A 19,876-nucleotide genomic window follows, 5' to 3' on the forward strand; every position below is an offset into this window, starting at 1 on the left:
CCACCTATTTTATAAAAAAGACTTGTTTGCTTGCTATAAAAAGCGTTACTTTGCACCCCAGTTTAAAAAAGGGAAATCTAACGGCCTATAGAGGCCATTTATTAACTAAACAAATGTTTTAAAGAAGTATGAAGAAAAATTGGCTTTATTTATTTGCGCTGATTTGCTCTGTGGCTTTGTTCACGGCTTGTAGCGATGATGAGCTCGCAAATTGGCAAAAATTGCCAACAGAAAGCATTTCGGCAGAGAATTTGACATTGACTACAAATTCTCAGACTCAGGCAAACGCGAGCGTGACATTGTCTATGACAGATGCTCAAAATGGTGTTTTGACATTGACTAATGCAATCCGCGGATTAGATGAAGTGTCTGTTAATGTAACAGCTACAGAACAGACTGATGGATCTTTCTCTTTCCAGGGAGCTACTTCTGTTCCTATGACAAAGGCTGTTGCGGATTTAATTAACTCTATTGATGTAACAGTATCTGGAACTATTACTCAGGAGGGAACTGCTACGGTGGATGTGACAACAGCTGCCGATGGCTATTTGGTGAAAAAATGGAATTTGTGTGATGCTACTTACACAGATATTTTGAATGTTATCTACGGAGCCGCTAAAATAAATTGGGAAGCTGATTATATGACGGCTTCAGGTGTTAATCCTGCTACTAATATTCAAGCTATCGGAACATTGGCTTTGCATGCTATCATGCAGCAGGTTTTGCGTGATGTAGAATTTAGAGCTGACGGTTCTATTGTTGCAAGTTATGCTTCTGAAATTAATTTGACTCAGGAATCCATTATGTCTGCTATATTTGGTGGCGGCGTTGATGTGTCTACAATTGAATGGGTTTCTTCTCCGGCAAATTTGGCATATTGGTATCCTTCAGGCGATAATATCAATGTTGTCCTTGATATTCCTGCCATCATAGCTCAAGCTACTCAGGACCAAGGTGGAGATTCTAGCATAGGTGAAACAGTGATGTCTGTTTTGGAAATGTTGCAAACAGCTACTCCTGCTGAAATAAAATCAACATTAAATGGATTGTTGCAGTCTGTAGGTCAGGGAACAGTTCTGGCTGAATTGGATCTGAATCAGATAGCAGATGAAGACATCACTGAGTTGATGAGCTATTTAAATAATGGTTTCCCCTTAAAGTATGATATTACTACTCCGGTGTTGGGTGACGATGTTACAACGGTGAATGATGTTTTTGTTTACCTTGACAAAGATTTTATGGATATTCTGATGCCTGCTTTGAAACCCGTAATAGCTTCACCTGATTTTGAAACAATGGTAAGCGAAGCTGTGGGGTCTTATTGGGTACTGTTGAAAATGGTACTTGGTATCAACTCCTTGGCTGAAATTAATGATGTCTGGGATGCTACCAGCTTATTCAAGGTTGGCATTGATTTGACGGATGGTTCCTTTAAGTTGCCAGAAGCAGAAACCTCTGCGGAATAAAGTAAATAAGTAAAATAAAATGTAAAAAGGAGGACAAACTGATTGCTTGTTCTCCTTTTTTATTGGCTTTGCGGATTGTTGGTTGTTGTTTATATATAATGGAAATGCTAGAGTGAAGTTTTTGTGTATAGGTATAGGATATTCGAAAATTCAAGAATTATACAAAGATTAAAAAATAGTCAAACATTTTTTTTGCTGTAATCGCTTGTCCGCTATCAAATAATGCTTATTTTTGCAAAACTCTTCGCAGTAATAAACCAGAAGAGGGATTAAAATGTATTGAACCATGGAAGAGCATTTGAGTCTGAAAGAGAAGGAACAAGCTGAAGAAGCAATGATACAGCAGGCGTTCCAGGAATTGCTGAATGATTATCTGTCTACGAAGCATCGCAAGCGGGTGGAAATCATCACCAAGGCATTCAATTTTGCCAATCAGGCCCACAAGGGCATCAAACGACGTTCGGGAGAGCCATATATCATGCATCCCATCGCCGTGGCTAAGATCGTGTGCAATGAAATCGGACTCGGCTCTACCTCCATCTGTGCAGCCCTGCTGCATGATGTGGTGGAGGATACCGACTATACGGTGGAAGACATTGAAAACCTGTTCGGACCCAAGATTGCACAGATTGTAGACGGACTGACCAAAATCTCCGGAGGCATCTTTGGTGACCGTGCTTCGGCGCAGGCCGAGAATTTCAAGAAACTGCTGCTCACCATGAGCGATGACATCCGTGTCATTCTTATCAAAATAGCCGACCGGTTGCACAACATGCGTACGCTGGGTTCCATGCTGCCCAACAAACAATATAAAATTGCCGGCGAAACCCTTTATATTTATGCCCCTCTTGCCAATCGTCTCGGCCTGAACCGCATCAAGACCGAACTGGAAAACCTCAGCTTTAAGTATGAGCATCCCGAAGAATATGCCGAGATAGAGAAGAAACTGGTCGCCACGGCAGCCGAACGTGACAAGGTGTTCCGTGAGTTTACCGCTCCCATACGTGCGCAATTGGATAAGATGGGGTTGAAGTATCATATCCTGGCGCGTGTGAAATCCATTTACTCCATTTGGAACAAAATGCAGACCAAGCATGTGCCTTTTGAGGAAATCTATGATATTCTGGCCGTGCGCATCGTATTCAAACCGAGAAAGTTGGAAGAGGAACTGAATGACTGCTTTGATATTTATGTGGCTATCTCCAAAATATACAAACCTCATCCCGACCGCCTGCGTGACTGGGTAAGCCATCCCAAGAGCAACGGCTACCAGGCCTTGCATGTTACGTTGATGGGCAACAACGGGCAATGGATTGAAGTGCAAATACGCAGTGAGCGGATGGATGATGTGGCCGAGCAAGGCTTTGCTGCCCATTGGAAGTATAAGGAAGGAGGAGGCAGCGAGGACGAAGGCGAACTGGAACGCTGGTTGCACACCATCAAGGAGATATTGGATGATCCACAGCCCGATGCCATTGACTTTCTGGATACCATCAAGCTGAATCTTTTTGCTTCCGAAATATTTGTCTTTACCCCTAAGGGAGAACTGAAAACCATGCCGCAGGATGCGACGGCGCTCGACTTCGCTTTTTCTCTTCACACGGATATTGGCACACACTGCATCGGTGCCAAGGTAAATCACAAACTGGTTCCCCTGAGTCATCGTCTGAAGAGTGGTGACCAAGTGGAAATCCTGACTTCCAAGTCGCAACGCGTACAGCCGGAGTGGGAGGCATACGCTACTACGGCCCGTGCTAAGGCCAAAATCAGCGAAATCCTGCGCAAAGAGGCCAAGGTCAACCAAAAGAAGGGAGAGGAACTTTTGACCGAGTTCTTGCAGAAAGAGGGGGTGCGCAACGACGAGTCGGCCATAGACCGCCTGACCAACTTGCACAATTTCCACACGCCCGATGAACTGATGGTGGCCATTGGAAGCGGCAAATTGGTATTGGGGGATGTCGACCGCAATCTCTTTAAGGAGAAGCAAGGGAAAAATTGGAAGAAATTGCTTTCTTTCTCTTTTGGCAAGGAAGCCAAAGATAAGGAGAAAGAAGTGAAAGAAGAATCTCAACCTGTCGGTAAGACCGAGAAAATAGATACCAAGCAGATATTGAAGCTGACCGAGGAGGCTATCTCTAAGGAATATGTCATGGCAGAGTGTTGTCATCCTATACCGGGCGATGACGTCTTGGGGTATATCGACGAACACAATCGCGTCATTATCCATAAACGCCAGTGTCCTGTGGCCGTGAAGCTGAAGAGCAGCTACGGTAACCGCATCATAGCTACCCAGTGGGATACGCACAAGGAACTTTCTTTCCTTGTTACCCTGTATGTGGAGGGCATTGATGGGGTGGGAGTGCTGAATGAAGTGACACAAGTCATCTCCCGCCAGCTTAATGTCAATATCCGTAAGCTGAACATCGATGCCAACGACGGTATCTTCGAAGGCAAAATACAATTGTATGTGCATGATGTAGACGATGTGCGCGCCATCTGCAACAATCTGAAGCAAGTGCAGCATGTCAAACAGGTGGCACGTATTGAGGACTGAATTAATTATATCCTAATACTAATTTATGAAACGAACATTTGTCTTTACTCTGCTGTGGGCATTCTGCCTTGCTTGTTTTGCCCAGCAGACTTTAGAGAGCTATGAAGAACTGACAGACACTAAGCCGCATGATGGTCCGGAAGTATGGAGCCAGATAGGCACTCCTGTTCAGTTAAGTTGGGGAAGTGTGGATATCCGCTACAAGAAGTTGGATGTGCCCGATGTGAAGCAAAGCAGCCGTCTGCGTAAGAAGGCCTGGAAAGGTGAACGCATACATGCGCAGGCTGTATTGTGGACAAATAAGGACTTGAAGAATGTTACGCTGAAGATGGTTAACTTGAAGAGCGGTTCGTCGGTTATTCCTTCATCGGCTGTCAGCACTCACTTTGTGCGCTATGTGATGACAGACGAACTGAATCCGGGTGGTGGAGGCTGCGGCCATCGCGAAAACAAGGCGGAATGGGATTCCTCGCTCGTGGCCGATATGCTCGACATTGCTCAGGAATTGGATATCAAGGCTAACAGCACCCGTCCTATCTGGGTGAAAGTGTGGGTGCCTGCCGATGCTAAGGCGGGTAAGTATCGTGGTACGCTGACCGTGTCGGGCGAAGGCATGAAACCAATGGACTTGACGCTGGAAGTGGATGTGCTGAACCGTACATTGTCTGCTCCGAAAGATTGGGAGTTTAACCTCGATTTGTGGCAGAACCCCTATGCGGTGGCACGCTATTACAATGTGCCTTTGTGGAGTAAAGAACACTTTGACCTGCTGCGTCCCGTCATGAAGATGCTGGCCGATGTCGGGCAGGATGCCATTACCGCAAGCATCATGTACAAGCCGTGGAACGGACAGACGGAAGACCATTACGACAGCATGATAGGTCGCATGAAGAAGCTTGACGGCACGTGGAGCTACGATTATACGGTGTTTGACAAATGGGTGACCTTTATGAAAGAAGACATTGGCATAGACGGCCTGATAAGCTGCTATACAATGATTCCGTGGGCGTTGCGCTTTGACTATTACGACCAGGCCACCAGTCGCATCCAGTTTGTAGAGGCTAAACCAGGCGAGGAAGCCTATAAGGAATATTGGGTAACATTCCTCAAGGATTTTGCCCGTCATCTGCGGGAGAAAGGCTGGTTTGAGCAGACCTCCATTTCGATGGACGAGCGTCCGTTGGAAGACATGAAAGCGGCTATTGCTGTCATCCGTCAGGCAGATCCGGAGTTCAAGATAACTTTGGCTGGTAACTATCATGAAGAAATTTTGGATGACCTGTATTATCTGGCTATCCCTTACGGCCATAAGTTCCCTGCCGAGGTGAAAGCACGGCGTGCAGAGAAAGGCCAAATCAGTTGCGTATATACCTGCTGTACGGAGACTTTCCCCAACATCTTCACTTTCTCTGACCCTGCCGAAGCGGCTTGGACACCCATTCATGCAGTGGCAGGTGGTTACGACGGCTTCCTGCGTTGGTCTATCAATTCCTGGACAGCCGACCCGTTGCGTGATTCCCGTTTCCGCACATGGGCTGCCGGCGATACGTACAGCATTTATCCCGGTCCGCGTAGCAGCATACGCTTCGAACGTCTGATGGAAGGCTTGCAGGATTGCGAGAAAATCCGCCTGCTGCGTGAAGAATTCAAGTCCAAAGGTGCTACCGGTAAGCTGAACCGGCTGAATAAAGTGCTGGCGAAGTTCACACCTGAAGGAATGAAGGAAGGCAAGCAGACGGCTGCCGAAATGGTGCAAGAATTGGATGCTCTGTTGAATTCGCTGTAATTCTTCCTTTTTGAAGATACGGAGAGGCACAAAGACGTGAAATCCTTTGGGAGGAAACTTTCAGGTCTTTGTGCCTCTGGTGTATTTATTCTTCTGTGTCTTTTTCTTCTTTCTGGGCGGTTTCAATGTTCTGTTTCAGTGCTTCCATACTTTCGTAAGTAAAGCAGTTGAGCGCATCGCGCATGTTTACAAGCTCTTCACGGATGGCTTTGAGCCGTTCTACCACCTCAAAACTTTTCAGGGTACCTTCTCGATTGTTCTTCAGGCGTTGGCGGGCTCCTTGTAGGGTCATGCCCCGTTCCTTGACCAAATGATAGATCAGTTTGAGTGCTTCAATGTCTTCGGCACTGTATTGGCGTATGTTCCTGCCTGCGCGTTTGGGTTTGAGTTGTTGGGGAAACTCGTCTTCCCAGTAACGTAGCAGTGACTCATTCACTCCCAGCATTTGTGCCACTTCGCTGATGGAGTAATACAGTTTCAGTTTCTTGTCTTTATTCTGCACGTTGGATTCATTAATGGGGTTAATAGTTGGTGGCGATATGTCTTGTCAGTCCATCATCTTGCCGTGGTTGGCTGCCAGTTGAATCATTCGGTCGTAGTCTTCGGCATTCAGGTCCATGAAGTAATAATTTACGGGATTTACTACCTGTCCTTTCACATGCACCTCGTAGTGCAGGTGTGGGCCTGTACTTTTTCCTGTGCTGCCCACGCCGCCTATCACTTCGCCGCGCACCACTTTCTTGCCCAGTTTGGTGCGGAATTCTTGCAGGTGTGCATACCAGGTCTCATAGCCGAAACCGTGGTCGATAATGATAACGTTGCCGTAGCCGGTCTGCCAGCCCATCTTTACCACTGTACCGTCGCCCGTGGCATACACATCTGTGCCCAGATTGGCGGAGAAGTCCATGCCTGCATGGAAGCGTGTGGTGCCATAGATGGGGTCAACACGTGTACCATATCCAGAGGCCGTCTGTTTCAGGTCTTTGTTCGATACGGGCTGTATGGCAGGTATGCAGCGTAGCATCTCATCGTGCTGGCGGCACATTTCCACTACTTCATCAAACGACCGGGATTGAAGATATAATTGACGGTAGAGCACATCCAGCTTTTGTGTGGTGTTCACTACCAGTTCTGCGTCGGCCATGTCCATCAGCGGCTCGTAGCGGTTGGTGCCTCCGTAACTGGCTTGGCGGACAGCCGGCGAAATGGGGTCGGCCTGGAAAATGACGCGATAAAGGTTGTCATCGCGTTGCTGTATGTCTTGTAGCACTCCCATCGCTTCGTCCATGCGGTGCGACAGTACGTTGTATTGTGCCTGCAGGCGGCTGTTTTCCTTGCGCAGTTCTTTCTCTGACGGCGAACCGAAGATAATAAGCGGTGCAATGAAACAGGCAGCGCCCAGCCCCATTCCGATAAACAGGCGTCGCAGGTGGCTCATCAGACGTTGGCGGACGGTGGGGTAGATGCGGTCGTAGGTCTGAGTACGAGGATTGTATATGTAGTAAACTTTGCGCATGATAGGGAATTATTTCGAGTCAATATGCGGCAAAAGTAATAAAAACAAGCTATCTTTGCGCAGTTTTTTTGAGAATATTAACCGCTAAATAAGAGTATGTTGACAGCAAATGAAATCAGAGACTCGTTCAAGAGTTTCTTCGAGAGCAAGGGACACCACATCGTACCCTCAGCTCCCATGGTGATTAAGGATGACCCCACGCTGATGTTTACCAACGCAGGCATGAACCAGTTCAAAGACATCATTCTGGGCAACCATCCGGCGCAGTGGAAGCGTGTGGCCGACTCACAGAAGTGCCTCCGCGTGAGCGGTAAGCACAACGACCTGGAAGAGGTGGGACACGATACCTATCATCACACCATGTTCGAAATGTTGGGCAACTGGTCGTTCGGCGACTACTTCAAGAAGGAAGCTATCTCCTGGGCATGGGAATACCTGGTGGATGTGCTGAAACTGAATCCCGACAACCTCTATGCCACCGTCTTCGAAGGAAGCCCTGAAGAGGGATTGGGACGCGATGATGAGGCCGCTTCTTATTGGGAACAATTCCTGCCCAAAGACCATATCATTAACGGTAACAAACACGATAACTTCTGGGAGATGGGCGATACGGGGCCTTGCGGTCCTTGTTCGGAAATCCACATCGACCTGCGTAGCGATGAAGAAAAGTCTCAGGTGCCGGGCCGCGATATGGTGAACCACGACCATCCGCAGGTTATAGAAATCTGGAATCTGGTCTTCATGCAATTCAATCGCAAAGCCGACGGTAGTCTGGAAGACCTGCCTGCCCGTGTCATCGATACCGGTATGGGATTCGAGCGACTCTGCATGGCCTTGCAGGGTAAGACTTCCAACTACGATACCGATGTGTTCCAGCCCATGATTCAGGCTATTGCTGCCATGGCGGGCACGCCTTATGGAGCTGACCCGCAGAAAGACGTGGCTATGCGCGTGGTAGCAGACCACATCCGCACCATTGCTTTCTCTATTACAGACGGACAGTTGCCCGGCAATGCCAAGGCGGGTTATGTCATCCGCCGCATCTTGCGTCGCGCAGTACGCTACGGCTATACGTTCCTCGGTCAGAAGCAGGCTTTCATGTATAAGCTCTTGCCCGTGCTGATTCAGGAGATGGGGGCTGCCTATCCCGAACTGAATGAGCAGAAGGAGCTTATCGGCAAAGTGATGAAGGAAGAAGAGGAAGCTTTCCTCCGTACGTTGGAGACAGGAATCCGCTTGTTGGATAAGACCATGGCTGATGCCAAGGCTGCCGGAAAGACCGAAATCAGCGGAAAGGACGCTTTTACCCTTTACGATACCTTTGGTTTCCCTCTCGACCTGACAGAACTTATCCTTCGTGAAAACGGCATGACAGCAGACATTCAGGAGTTTGATGCCGAGATGCAACAACAGAAGCAGCGTGCACGTAATGCTGCTGCCGTAGAAACGGGTGACTGGGTGACGCTGAAAGAGGGAACCACTGAGTTCGTGGGCTATGACTATACGGAATACGAAACCAGCATTTTGCGTTACCGCCAAGTGAAGCAAAAGAACCAAACGCTCTACCAAATTGTATTGGACAAGACTCCTTTTTATGCCGAGAGCGGTGGCCAGGTGGGCGACACAGGTGTGCTGGTCAGTGAGTACGAGACCATTGAGGTCATCGACACGAAAAAAGAGAATAACCTGCCTATCCATCTCACCAAGAAGTTGCCCCAACATCCTGAAGCACCTATGATGGCTTGTGTGGATGCTGACAAACGTGCAGCCTGTGCAGCCAACCACTCGTGTACGCACTTGCTGGACGAGGCGCTTCGCCAGGTGTTGGGCGACCATGTGCAGCAGAAGGGGTCGCTGGTGACACCCGATTCGTTGCGTTTCGATTTTTCCCATTTCCAGAAGGTGACGGACGAGCAGCTTCGCGAGGTGGAGCACCGGGTGAATGCCAAAATCCGTGCCAACATCCCTCTGACGGAATACCGGAATATCCCCATTGAGGAGGCAAGGCAATTGGGTGCTATCGCCCTCTTCGGTGAGAAGTACGGCGACCACGTGCGTGTCATTCAGTTTGGCTCTTCTGTTGAGTTCTGTGGCGGAACACACGTTTCTGCCACGGGCTGCATCGGCATGGTGAAGATTATTTCTGAAAGTTCGGTTGCTGCCGGTGTGCGCCGCATTGAGGCACTGACCGGCGCCAAGGTAGAGGAGATGCTGGATGGCTTCCAAGATACGATGCGTGACTTGCGCGCCCTTTTCAACAACGCTCCTGATTTGAAGACGGCTATTCACAAATATATTGACGAGAATGCCGGGCTGAAGAAGCAGATAGAGGAATTTGTCAAGGAGAAAGAAGCACAACTGAAGGACAAGCTTCTGCAGGGAGTCCGTGAGGTACACGGTGTGCAGTTGGTGCGCTTCGAGGCTCCTATGACTCCACCCGAAACCGTGAAGAACATTGCCTTCCAGCTTCGTGGCGAATTGGGCGATAATTTCTGTTTCGTGGCCGGCACCTTGTTTGAAGGTAAACCCATGCTGACGGTTATGCTGGGTGAGAAACTGGTGGCCGATGGTCTGAAAGCAGGCGCATTGGTGAAGGAAGCCGCCAAGTTGATTCAGGGTGGAGGAGGCGGACAGCCTCATTTTGCCACAGCAGGAGGCAAGAATCCCGATGGCGTGAAAGCAGCTGTAGACAAGGTGCTGGAACTGGCCGGATTGCTTTAAACTAAATAAGCACGATTGTATAGAAAAACAGCCCGTACAGGCATTCAAAGTGGCCTGTACGGGCGTTTTGCTTAATATGTGGGGTTGTCTATCCGGCTATCTGTTTCATTCGCCCGATAAGTTCATCGCCCAAAGCTGTTTTTACTTCGATATGCTTCAGTACTGCTGTTACGAAAGGATTGCTTTCAAAGTCACCGCGCACTTGTTCAAAATCCTGTTTTTTCTCCTGTCGCGAGCCATCGGCTCCGAAACCTGTCATCGAAGCTAATGAGAACTCTTTGCGGGCATCTTCGTAGAGCATATTGTCCAGCCCCACTACGGCTTCTTTCCATTTTTCTACGATGCGGATAATGTCGGTAGCTGTCATTTCCTCCGGACATATACCGTAAAATTCCTCTATTTTTCCATAAGCCCACGTCCACTCATACGTGTAATAATTGAGGTGCATTTGTTCGAATTCGGCATTAATGTCTTTCAGCCGGTTCACGCTACCTGTTTCAATGTTGTCTATCAGCCGTTCGATTTCGCTTTTCGGGGCAATCAGTCCAGCCACGTCCACCCATTCTCCACTGCCTGTAGCCGTGTCGGGGCGCAAGCGGGCGCGTATTTCCTCATTATTTCGGAACTGCATTTCTTCCAGTCGCTTGATGATAGAGTTGCCCAGGAATTTGTGGATAGCCGTCTCATATAATTGTATCCCCTTTACGAGAGCCGAATTGCGTATCTTGGCACTGTGAAACGAGTAGATGTCCGACAGTTCGCCTGAAGCCTGGCGCAGGTTGAGCAAAATTTCCCGTCCCTTGAACATCTTCTGTACGGTGTAGGGGCTCAGCAGGTTGTAGTTGATGAAATCCAGCTTGTCCGGGTCGGTTCGTCCGTCACGTTTCGGCCATTTTTGTGCGTCGCGTATCGTTCCTACACTGCGCAGGTTCACACCCGGTGCCAGATAGGTAGTGTTCTGCTGTTCGATGAGGTAGGAGAAGGGCAGGTTGCTGGTGTCGGCGTGGTTGACGTGACGCCCCATGACGAGCGAAAAAGCTCCCACCTTGGCTGGCCAGAGAATGTAAGAGTCGGACGAGGTTTTCGACCCCCTTTCCAGGATGCCCTGATGGATAGGTCCCAGCTTGTACATGTGGTTGCTCTGGTTAGAGCCGGAACCTGCATTCATGAACGAGAACATACCTGCTATGAGCAGCGTACTTTTATGGTGTGTCACGGTGAAGGGACCTGCGAAGATGGCACATGCTTCGCCGTTTTCGCCCTGGCAGTTGCTGAAAAACAGCGAGTCCGAGGCAGAATAACTGTGCCCCAGCCGACAGGCCTGTCCCACGAAGCAGCGTGTCAGCATAGCCCCGTCATCCACGTGCGAACCGCTGGATATGATGAAGTCCTCGCAGATGACGCCATGTCCGATGTGTACAGGGGCTTCGGTCCGGCTGTTGATACTGCCGTTATACAGTCGTCCGGCACCTGATATGCGACAACAGTCACCGATGCGCACGTTTTTAATGCTGCCGGTGTTCAGTATGGTTACTTGGCTGCCTATGCAGCCACGGTCTGAAGCATGTTTGCTGGCATAGAAATCTGTTATTTCCTTTAGTCGGGCGGTCAGTGACGGCCGGTGCCGATACAAGGCCATAATATAGGCGATATGTGCCGATAACTTGTCGCTGATAGGTACCTCACGACCTCCGGTTTCATTCAGAACGGACACTTCCACGCCATTGCCGAATCTCGACACACCTTCCGTCAGGATGCGGTCCACGTTTTCGATGAATGTGCTATCGCCAATGTCATAGTTGGCAATGTAGTTCTGGATATTCTCAATGCAGCAGTTATTACCTACTGTTACGTTGTGCAGTGTCACGTGTCGCAGGCCCGAATGTTTTTTGATTCCCCCTGGCAGGGTAAAATCGCTTTCAAATACACCCAAGCGTACTTCACCTGAAAAACGGGTGTGGTGTACATATTCGGTAGTGAATCCTTCGGCCACACTTATTCTCTCCCAATCATCGGCCAGGCAAGATTGTGCTTGCAGGCTGGTGATTTCCCGGTTTGTCAGTTTTCGGTAATTCATAGCTGTCTTGTTAATGGTCAGTAAATGTGCAAAATTAAATGATACTGAACACAGAGGCACGGAGACACAGAGCTTTTGTTTTCTTGTCCATAGCTCACAGAGTTAATTTCCCTTCTCTCGTATGCGGCGAAGCCGCGGACTCTGTGACCTCCCGTCATTTTTACCGACAGACAGTTACAGAACTTTGTGTCTCTGTGTCTCTGTGTTTGATATAAACTAATTCTGATTGATTACTTATGGAGCAAAAGTTTCCCCGGTTATTCCTCTTCCTCGTATGACTGGTACAGGAAGTCGTTGTAGGGATATTTCTGCACGTGCAGTTCTTTGACGCGGGCATAGACCACACGTCGCAGTTCGTCTATGTTGATGCGTTCGCGGGCAGAGATGAAGATGCAGTCGCCTGCCATTTTTGCCATCCAGGTATTCATCAGCTCCTCCAGGGTAAGGTTTTCCCTCGTTTTCGGTGTGAGGTCGTCTTCGGCCTTCTTTACGTAGGTATAGGCATCGGTCTTGTTGAAGATTATCATCATGGGTTTACCGGCAGCCCCTATATCGGCCAGTGTCCTGTTCACCACTTCAATCTGTTCTTCAAAGTCGGGGTGGCTGATGTCTACCACGTGCAGCAGCAAGTCTGCCTCGCGCACTTCGTCCAGTGTAGACTTGAAGGAGTCTACCAGGTCAGTAGGCAGCTTACGTATGAAACCTACCGTATCGCTCAGAAGGAAAGGCAGGTTGTCGATGATGACTTTGCGTACTGTGGTGTCCAGTGTGGCAAACAGCTTGTTTTCGGCAAACACTTCGCTCTTGGCCATCAGGTTCATCAAAGTCGATTTGCCCACGTTGGTATATCCCACCAATGCCACGCGGATGAGTCGTCCCCGGTTCTTGCGCTGGGTAGTTTTCTGTTTGTCTATCTCGGCGAGTCGTTGTTTCAGCAGCGACATACGGTTCAGAATGATACGGCGGTCCATTTCCAGCTGCGTTTCACCCGGTCCACGCAGTCCCACAGACCCTTTGCCGCCACCTGCTCCCGAACCGCCTCCCTGGCGTTCCAAGTGCGTCCACAAGCGTTGCAGTCGGGGCAACATGTATTTGTATTGTGCCAGTTCCACCTGGGTTTTGGCATTGGCAGTCTGTGCCCTCATGGCGAAGATGTCGAGAATGAGCGAGGTACGGTCCAGTATTTTCACTTTCAGCGCACCTTCGATGTTGCGTATTTGCTTGGCAGACAGTTCATCATCAAAAATCACCATCCCTACTTCACGTTCAGCCTCCTCTTCGCTGTCGATGTATGCCTTTATTTCATCCAATTTTCCCTTTCCGACGTAGGTCACCGAGTTGGGCTGGTCCAGTTTCTGTGTGAAGCGTTTCACCACTTTTGCCCCGGCTGTTTCGGCCAGGAAGGCCAGTTCGTCCAGGTATTCTTCGGTTTTGCGCTCGTTCTGCGTCTGGGTGACGAGTCCCACCAGTATGGCGGTTTCCACCTTGGCCTCGGATATTACGAATTCTTTCATTGCCATATTGTTGTTCTCCTTGTCTTTTTAGAATGTTGTAACCATTATATTTGCATTCCTGTTTTTAGAATGCCATCATGGAAGGGATTCCAATAGGTTACCTTGTCGTTCATCGAATGTTAATGTTATATCAAGTGCAAATATAGGCAATATCTTTCAAAAACAAGGGTGGGGTCTTGAAAAACAGTGGGGCTAATGGTTATGGCGGTTGTACGGGTATATCTCCATCTAAGGCTACAGATTAGTCCTGTTCTTGTCTGGAGATACCGCTGTGGGTACCAGGGATAGCAAAAAAAACGGCTCCCCATGTGTTGTAGGGAAGCCGCTCTTAAATAGTTCAAAGGATTATGCAGGGATTATTCTGCGGGCAAAGTCAATGTCTCCACAAATGTGCCGAAATAGCCAGCCGAGCAATAGTAGTAGAATGCGGCCTGGATGATGTTGGCTTCTGCATCATAAATGCCGCCACCGGTTGTATTGTTCACGTAAACTGTACCGTAGTTGGTATCTGTAAATATCGGTTGGTCGGATACGGTCACACTATTGTCGTCGTTTACGATGAACAGTATGTCCATACCTTCTTCCACAGGAGCTTCAGCCTTATACCAGGCAGCGTGGCTGGCTTTGTAGACATTACAAGTAGCTGTACTGTTCAGTAGCGTGCAGGACAGTGTGCCTGTTCCCAACAAATCCCATTGGATCATTTGTACTGTACCAGTAGTGGTAGCCAATGTGTTTTGCGAATACGGATCTACTACAGTTTCTTCCAGACCGATGCTGTACGTATACTCTACGCCAATTTCAACATTGGGAAATGTCATGTCGAACGTAACTGATTCTTGCCCAGGAGCAAATGTGACGCTTTCGGGGATTTGAAAAACATTCCCATCGTTTCTCAGCACATTGAGAGCGATGGTTGCTTCGTTGACCGTATTTTCACGCACTACAGTCAAAGTCAATGTTTTCTCTCCAGTCGGGGACACTTCAGTGGAAATGTTGTCGGTCGTAAAGGATGCTTTTATACAGTTGTCATCTACCTTCCCGGCCGGGATGTAATCTACTTCTTCATTACAGGCACTGAAGCCCAATGCGAATATTACAGATAAGGCAACAGAACCAAAGTTGAATATCTTTTTCATTTCTATCAATATTTATGTGAAACTTAGGCACTTATCATTCCCAAACCTCATAAACACCGCTGGGGTCTGGATTTTCATAGCCAATCAAGGCAGCGTTGTTGTTTTTCTCGGTCTGTACAATACAGATATTCATCCAGGCTGGGCGGCCATTGGTGTTGAAACGAGTGGCATCGGAGAAATTCGTACCGGTATAACCCCGTGTAACCGACATGTTCAAACGCTTGACATCAAAGAAAGTCAAACCTTCCCCCCATAGTTCTATGCGCTTTTGGAAAATAATCTCATCTATCAAATCCTGGCCGGTAGCTGTGGTTGAATATTCGCTGTCGCGGTATTGTGTCATAAAGCTGTTCAACATCGATTGCGCCTGGTTATTGCCTTGTTGAGCGGCAGCTTCAGCCTCGATGAAGTACATTTCCTCCACACGCATCAGCGGATAAGCTGTAGCCGCTCCTACGGTGAAATCATCACAATTACCTTCAGCTGGGCGGAATTTCACAGAAGCATATTCAGGCAGTATGTCACCGAAATAGCCGAATACGCTCGAAGTCAAGAATTCAGTCTGTCCTTCCAAAGCTGTTCCAGCGGGTGCCACCCACATCTTTTTACGGAAATCCGTGTCGCTAATTCTGTTGTAAAGACTTGCACCGATTTGCAGGAAAGGCTGCTGGCCAGAATATCCAAAGGATGTTTCGTTACACATCCATGAAGCCCAGTTCAAGATACCGGTCTGTACCACATCATCCTCTGCTACCATCTGTGCTCCCCATATCCAGCAATCAATATTGTTGAATCCACTCGATGTGTTCAAACACTGATCTTCAGTCATAGGAGCCAAACCTGATGCGTCAATGGCTTGACGGGCGTATGTCTGCGCGTTGGCATATTCCTCCAACCACATATAATACCGCGCCTTCAATCCATAAACGGCAGCCAAGTGAGGTAAAGTATTGGCTCTTTCTTCCAGTTTTTCAATGTGCTCTTCAGCAAAGTCCAAGTCTTCCAAGATGAAGGCTGCCATCTCAGCACGCGGTACACGCGGATTGTTGCGGGCGTCTTCTTCGGTGGTGTTTTCATCCACGATAGGAACGGTTAGCCCTTCCACATTGGTACCCGATGTTGCTGTGTTCGGAAGGAATTCATACATGCGGGCCATGTCCAGATAGAATAGGGCGCGGAAAGCATGTGCAGCAGCCAAATAGCCCATCTGTGCTTCAGAAGCTGTTTCCGGATTGAGAGCACCTATCAATTTGTTGGTTGTCAATACAGCTTGCCAATAGTAATTCCAGATGAACTGTCCGTAGATGTAGCTTTCACCCTGATAAACATTTTGTTCCCATGAAGAATACCAGTCGTAACCGGAACTGATGACAGCCATATCCTCAGTCATTACGTCGCGGACGTGCATGATGGAGCCATAACCCCAGTCCCAGTGGTAGCTTCCACCGATAGTGGCATACTTGTTCAGAACAGCCGGCATGGCCCAAACCATAGCCGATGTGGCCATGTCAGAAGCTGTCAGTTGATCTTCCGTGGCCGAGCTGGTGGGAAAAGTTTCTTCGATACATCCGGTTGTCATCATCAAGGACGAAGAAAGGCATACCCCCATTACAATTTTATGTAAATTCGTTTTCATATTGTTCTTTGTTTGATTTCTGATTAGAATGTTAAAGTAATTCCTCCCGATATCGTACGCATCGGCGCATAATAAGAGTTTGTGATGGAACCTGAGATGCTTTGGCGGGGATCCAAGCCTTGACGTTTGGACCAATACCAGATGTTGTCAGCAGTCACATATATGCGGATTTTCTCCACATCAATCTTTCTGGTAACCGATGACGGCAGCGTATAGCCCAGATTAATATTTTGCAGGCTCAAATAAGAAGCACTGGTCAAGAAACGATCCGACGAAGCGGCAGTGTACTGGTCACCAAACTGGAAACGGGGGATATTGGAGGAGGTATTCTCCGGAGTCCAGGCATTCAGCAGGTCTGCGTGGAAGTTTGTGCCCTTACCGGAAGCCGTAGGTGAAGACATCATGCTGGCATAATCGCTGTCGTATACTTGTCCGCCTAATTGATAGGTGAAGTCTATTGAGAGATCAAAGCCTTTGTAGCTGAGGCTGGTCCCAAAACCACCATAGACATCAGGCAATGCCGTTCCGCACAAATAATAATCGGCGTCATCATAGTTGGTAGTTGTGGCGCGTCCAGTCACATTGCCGTCATTATCCGTCACATTCATATAGTACAGAGGCTGGCCATCTTCTGCCACACCGGCATAACGCTTAAGGCGATAGGTGTACAATGGCTCACCTTCGCCATAATAATAATTGCTGCTACTGTAACCCGGTACACCGTCCACTACCATCGTCTTGCGCTCTTCCGGCAGGTATGTGATTTTATTCTTGTACTGAGTCAGATTCAAGCGAATGTCCCATACCAGGTCATTGGTCTTGATAGGTGTGCCATTGAATTCTAATTCCACACCTTGGTTACGCATATCACCTACATTGGCGAAATACGATGTATAACCGAATGACGGAGCCAGCGGGAAGGAGAACAGCATGTCACTGGTTTTGCGATAGAAGTATTCTACCGTACCCGTGAAACGTCCTTGGAAGAATTCAAAATCCACACCGGCATTGAAATTCCCGTTTGTTTCCCACGTGATGTCCTTGTTACCCATTGTTTCAGGGAGTGCGGCAGGGTTACCTCCCGCGTTTACTATACTATATGTATTTACATAGCGATAGTTACCAATGTTATCGTTACCTTGCGAGCCGTATGAGGCCTTAAGTTTCAGCAGATCTATCCAGTCGGCATTAAAGAAGTTTTCTTTGGAAATAATCCAAGCTGCGCCTGCCGACCAGAAATTACCCCAACGGTTGTCCGGATGGAAACGAGAAGAGGCATCACGGCGATAGGAAGCTGAAAGGAAATATTTTTCGTTGAAATCATATTGCACACGGCCAAAATAGCCTTCTGTATTGTAATCATCAATATAGGATGAACTGTTCACATTCGTAATGGCGCCGGCCAATTCGATGTTATTCGGGTCAAAAGAATTGGATTTGCTGGCATACAAATAATAGTATTTGTAGCGGAAAGATTCATGACCCAGCATCACGTCAACATTATGCCGGTCGAAACTGCGCTTCCAATTCAGAATCTGCTGGTGGTTGTGTGAAAGCTGGCGGGTGTGATACTTGTTAGCTATACCATTGGATGAAGCATATTGCCCATAATAGGGATTGGTGTATCCATTTGTGCGCGTTTCATCAATAGCAACGCCACTTGTCCATGTAAACTTGAAGTCTTTCAGGAAACGGATTTCAGCAAAACCGGTTGCCGTCATGGCATTTCCTTCGTTATTGTTCGTGTCAAGCAGATTGGAGGCATACGGATTTGCACCGCTCAGGAATGGACGGGTGAGACCTGCATTATCGCGATTACCGAAGTCGTACATGGTAAAATCGTTGCTATCCCGCATGATATTTCCTTGGCCGTCACGGATGTACAGCGGATAGATGGGGGCTATTTGTGTCGCGTAAGCAAAAATATTGCCCGAAGAGTTGGAAGAGCCATCCTCATCCAGTGAGTTCGTATCGAAGTGAGTATATGACATATTTGCCCCCACCTTCAACCAATCCTTCACCTGATAATCAGCCTTCAAACGACCAGTCAGGCGTTCATAGTCCGATTTGTCTACAATACCTTCATTATTCAGGTAACTTACCGAAGCATAGAATGAAGATTTGTCTGTACCGGCGGAAATGCTCACATTGTATTCTTGGCGCAGGCCTGTTTTGTAAGCTTCATCAAGCCAATTGTCAGGACGCACCAGATAGTCCTGTCCATTGTAGGAGACCACGTTGCCCAATACTGCATTCGGATTTAGCTTTCCATTTGATCCAATTAAGTATTGTCCTTCAGGAACTGTATATACATTATAGCCCAAGCCATAGTCACCCGAACCAGTCATGCTGTTGTTCGCATTCACATGAGCTGTAGCTTCGCTCTGACCTTGTCCCATAAAATAGCTCTTTAAAGCGCCATAATACATTTCGTAGTATTGGGCCGGGCTCTTCACATAATTATAATCACGTGCGGACCGCGAGTTGCTGCCCCATTTGGCATCCACTGTCACCGTAGCTTTACCGGAAGTGCCTTTTTTGGTCGTGATGATAATAACTCCGTTGGCACCGCGAGCACCATACAGAGCATTGGAAGCAGCATCTTTCAATACAGTCATGGATTCAATATCTTGCGTACTGATATTGTTTAAATCGCCTTCATAGGGAGAACCATCCAATATAATCAAAGGGTCATTGCCCGCATTGATGGAGCTGATGCCGCGGATACGAATGGTTGGGGTCGTGGCACCCGGTTGGCCGGAAGCATTGTTCAGCTGCACGCCTGCTACTTTTCCTTCCAAAGCATTAGCTACATTGGAAGATTGTATCTTACCAATCTCTTCCGAATGCACCACCGTGGCAGAACCCGTAAATGCCGATTTCTTAGCCGTGCCATACGCAACGACCATCACTTCGTCCAGCAGTTCCGCATTGGTTTTCATGATGATACTCATATTCGGCTGGATGTTAACCTCTTGAGTCTGCATACCCACGAAAGAGATTACCAGAGTTCCCGCGGAACTTGGTGCGTATGTAACTTGTTGGAAAATAATAATTTATCAGTCATGAGAGATTTCCTGGTACTTAGTTCGTACGACTGTATATCAGACCTTTAAGTAAGGGCAAACGGTGGACATTGTTACCTCTTTGCTACTCATTTATTGAGTAGCGAGGTAATATTTAGAGAATTACGAATATATGATTCGAACAGTGTGATACCCAAATGCTACTTTTCGCTTTTTGTCATGGAACATCAGTCCTGTTTTTGTCTTTCTGCAGTTCTTCTTTCTTACCCAAGAAGAGGAGCATAAATGAAGGGTAAAACCATGTATTTTGTAAACTTTTATACTCATAGAACTTACTGCCATGAGAAGGCTGTAGAACCGGATTTTCTATGCATATTTCGGTTAAATGATTTGTCATTCTATTAAAAACGGTCTTCAGCTCTTAAGTTGTATCAATGGCCG

General features: G+C 47.8%; 11 protein-coding genes. 4 read left to right on the top strand and 7 right to left on the bottom strand.

All coding sequences use genetic code 11. The annotated features are described in order from the left end of the window. Nucleotides 1–128: 128 nt before the first annotated feature. The 3 genes from B5F34_RS11835 (at nucleotide 129) to B5F34_RS11845 (ending at nucleotide 5,806) form a co-directional block, all read left to right on the top strand. Complete coding sequence (locus B5F34_RS11835; RefSeq protein WP_087339240.1) at nucleotides 129–1,466, top strand: DUF4925 domain-containing protein; 1,338 nt, start codon at nucleotides 129–131, stop codon at nucleotides 1,464–1,466. A 286-nt stretch (nucleotides 1,467–1,752) separates the two neighbouring features. Beyond that, entirely contained in the window at nucleotides 1,753–4,020 is a 2,268-nt protein-coding gene (locus tag B5F34_RS11840; RefSeq protein ID WP_087339243.1) for a RelA/SpoT family protein, read from the top strand. Between the two features lie 25 nt (nucleotides 4,021–4,045). After that, a complete protein-coding gene (locus tag B5F34_RS11845; RefSeq protein ID WP_087339246.1) occupies nucleotides 4,046–5,806 on the top strand; it encodes a DUF4091 domain-containing protein in 1,761 nt (586 codons plus the stop codon). Nucleotides 5,807–5,891: 85 nt separating this feature from the next. Here the strand turns inward: B5F34_RS11845 and B5F34_RS11850 are convergent, their stop codons facing one another. Then, nucleotides 5,892–6,308 carry a MerR family transcriptional regulator gene (locus B5F34_RS11850; RefSeq protein ID WP_087339248.1) on the bottom strand — a complete coding sequence of 139 codons (417 nt, stop codon included), beginning with the start codon at nucleotides 6,306–6,308 and terminating at the stop codon, nucleotides 5,892–5,894. 45 nt (nucleotides 6,309–6,353) lie between these two features. Beyond that, nucleotides 6,354–7,322: a M23 family metallopeptidase gene (locus B5F34_RS11855; protein WP_087339251.1), complete on the bottom strand. Its 969-nt coding sequence runs from the start codon at nucleotides 7,320–7,322 to the stop codon at nucleotides 6,354–6,356. 96 nt (nucleotides 7,323–7,418) lie between these two features. Here B5F34_RS11855 and alaS point away from each other — a divergent pair, with 96 nt between their 5' ends. After that, nucleotides 7,419–10,043 carry an alanine--tRNA ligase gene (gene alaS, locus B5F34_RS11860; RefSeq protein WP_087339254.1) on the top strand — a complete coding sequence of 875 codons (2,625 nt, stop codon included), beginning with the start codon at nucleotides 7,419–7,421 and terminating at the stop codon, nucleotides 10,041–10,043. An 88-nt stretch (nucleotides 10,044–10,131) separates the two neighbouring features. Here the strand turns inward: alaS and B5F34_RS11865 are convergent, their stop codons facing one another. The 5 genes from B5F34_RS11865 to B5F34_RS11885 all read right to left on the bottom strand — a co-directional run bounded on the left by B5F34_RS11865 (nucleotide 10,132) and on the right by B5F34_RS11885 (nucleotide 19,465). After that, a complete protein-coding gene (locus B5F34_RS11865; protein ID WP_087339257.1) occupies nucleotides 10,132–12,120 on the bottom strand; it encodes a DUF4954 family protein in 1,989 nt (662 codons plus the stop codon). 257 nt (nucleotides 12,121–12,377) lie between these two features. Further along, nucleotides 12,378–13,634 carry a GTPase HflX gene (hflX, locus tag B5F34_RS11870; RefSeq protein WP_087339259.1) on the bottom strand — a complete coding sequence of 419 codons (1,257 nt, stop codon included), beginning with the start codon at nucleotides 13,632–13,634 and terminating at the stop codon, nucleotides 12,378–12,380. A 356-nt stretch (nucleotides 13,635–13,990) separates the two neighbouring features. After that, nucleotides 13,991–14,773 (bottom strand): hypothetical protein, encoded by a 783-nt coding sequence (locus B5F34_RS11875; protein WP_087339262.1) that lies wholly within the window; start codon nucleotides 14,771–14,773, stop codon nucleotides 13,991–13,993. A 34-nt stretch (nucleotides 14,774–14,807) separates the two neighbouring features. Further along, entirely contained in the window at nucleotides 14,808–16,409 is a 1,602-nt protein-coding gene (locus B5F34_RS11880; RefSeq protein ID WP_087339265.1) for a RagB/SusD family nutrient uptake outer membrane protein, read from the bottom strand. Between the two features lie 23 nt (nucleotides 16,410–16,432). Continuing rightward, a complete protein-coding gene (locus tag B5F34_RS11885; RefSeq protein WP_343224316.1) occupies nucleotides 16,433–19,465 on the bottom strand; it encodes a TonB-dependent receptor in 3,033 nt (1,010 codons plus the stop codon). Between the last annotated feature and the right edge of the window lie 411 nt (nucleotides 19,466–19,876).

The sequence above is a fragment of the Mediterranea sp. An20 genome (assembly GCF_002160055.1).
GTDB classification, from domain to species: Bacteria; Bacteroidota; Bacteroidia; order Bacteroidales; family Bacteroidaceae; genus Bacteroides; species Bacteroides avicola.

Excerpts from the sequence above, each read along its gene's own strand:
- B5F34_RS11835 (WP_087339240.1), top strand. The coding sequence starts at position 129 with ATGAAGAAAAATTGGCTTTATTTATTTGCGCTGATTTGCTCTGTGGCT.
- B5F34_RS11840 (WP_087339243.1), top strand. The coding sequence starts at position 1,753 with ATGGAAGAGCATTTGAGTCTGAAAGAGAAGGAACAAGCTGAAGAAGCA.
- B5F34_RS11845 (WP_087339246.1), top strand. The coding sequence starts at position 4,046 with ATGAAACGAACATTTGTCTTTACTCTGCTGTGGGCATTCTGCCTTGCT.
- B5F34_RS11855 (WP_087339251.1), bottom strand. The coding sequence starts at position 7,322 with ATGCGCAAAGTTTACTACATATACAATCCTCGTACTCAGACCTACGAC.
- alaS (WP_087339254.1), top strand. The coding sequence starts at position 7,419 with ATGTTGACAGCAAATGAAATCAGAGACTCGTTCAAGAGTTTCTTCGAG.
- B5F34_RS11865 (WP_087339257.1), bottom strand. The coding sequence starts at position 12,120 with ATGAATTACCGAAAACTGACAAACCGGGAAATCACCAGCCTGCAAGCA.
- hflX (WP_087339259.1), bottom strand. The coding sequence starts at position 13,634 with ATGAAAGAATTCGTAATATCCGAGGCCAAGGTGGAAACCGCCATACTG.
- B5F34_RS11875 (WP_087339262.1), bottom strand. The coding sequence starts at position 14,773 with ATGAAAAAGATATTCAACTTTGGTTCTGTTGCCTTATCTGTAATATTC.
- B5F34_RS11880 (WP_087339265.1), bottom strand. The coding sequence starts at position 16,409 with ATGAAAACGAATTTACATAAAATTGTAATGGGGGTATGCCTTTCTTCG.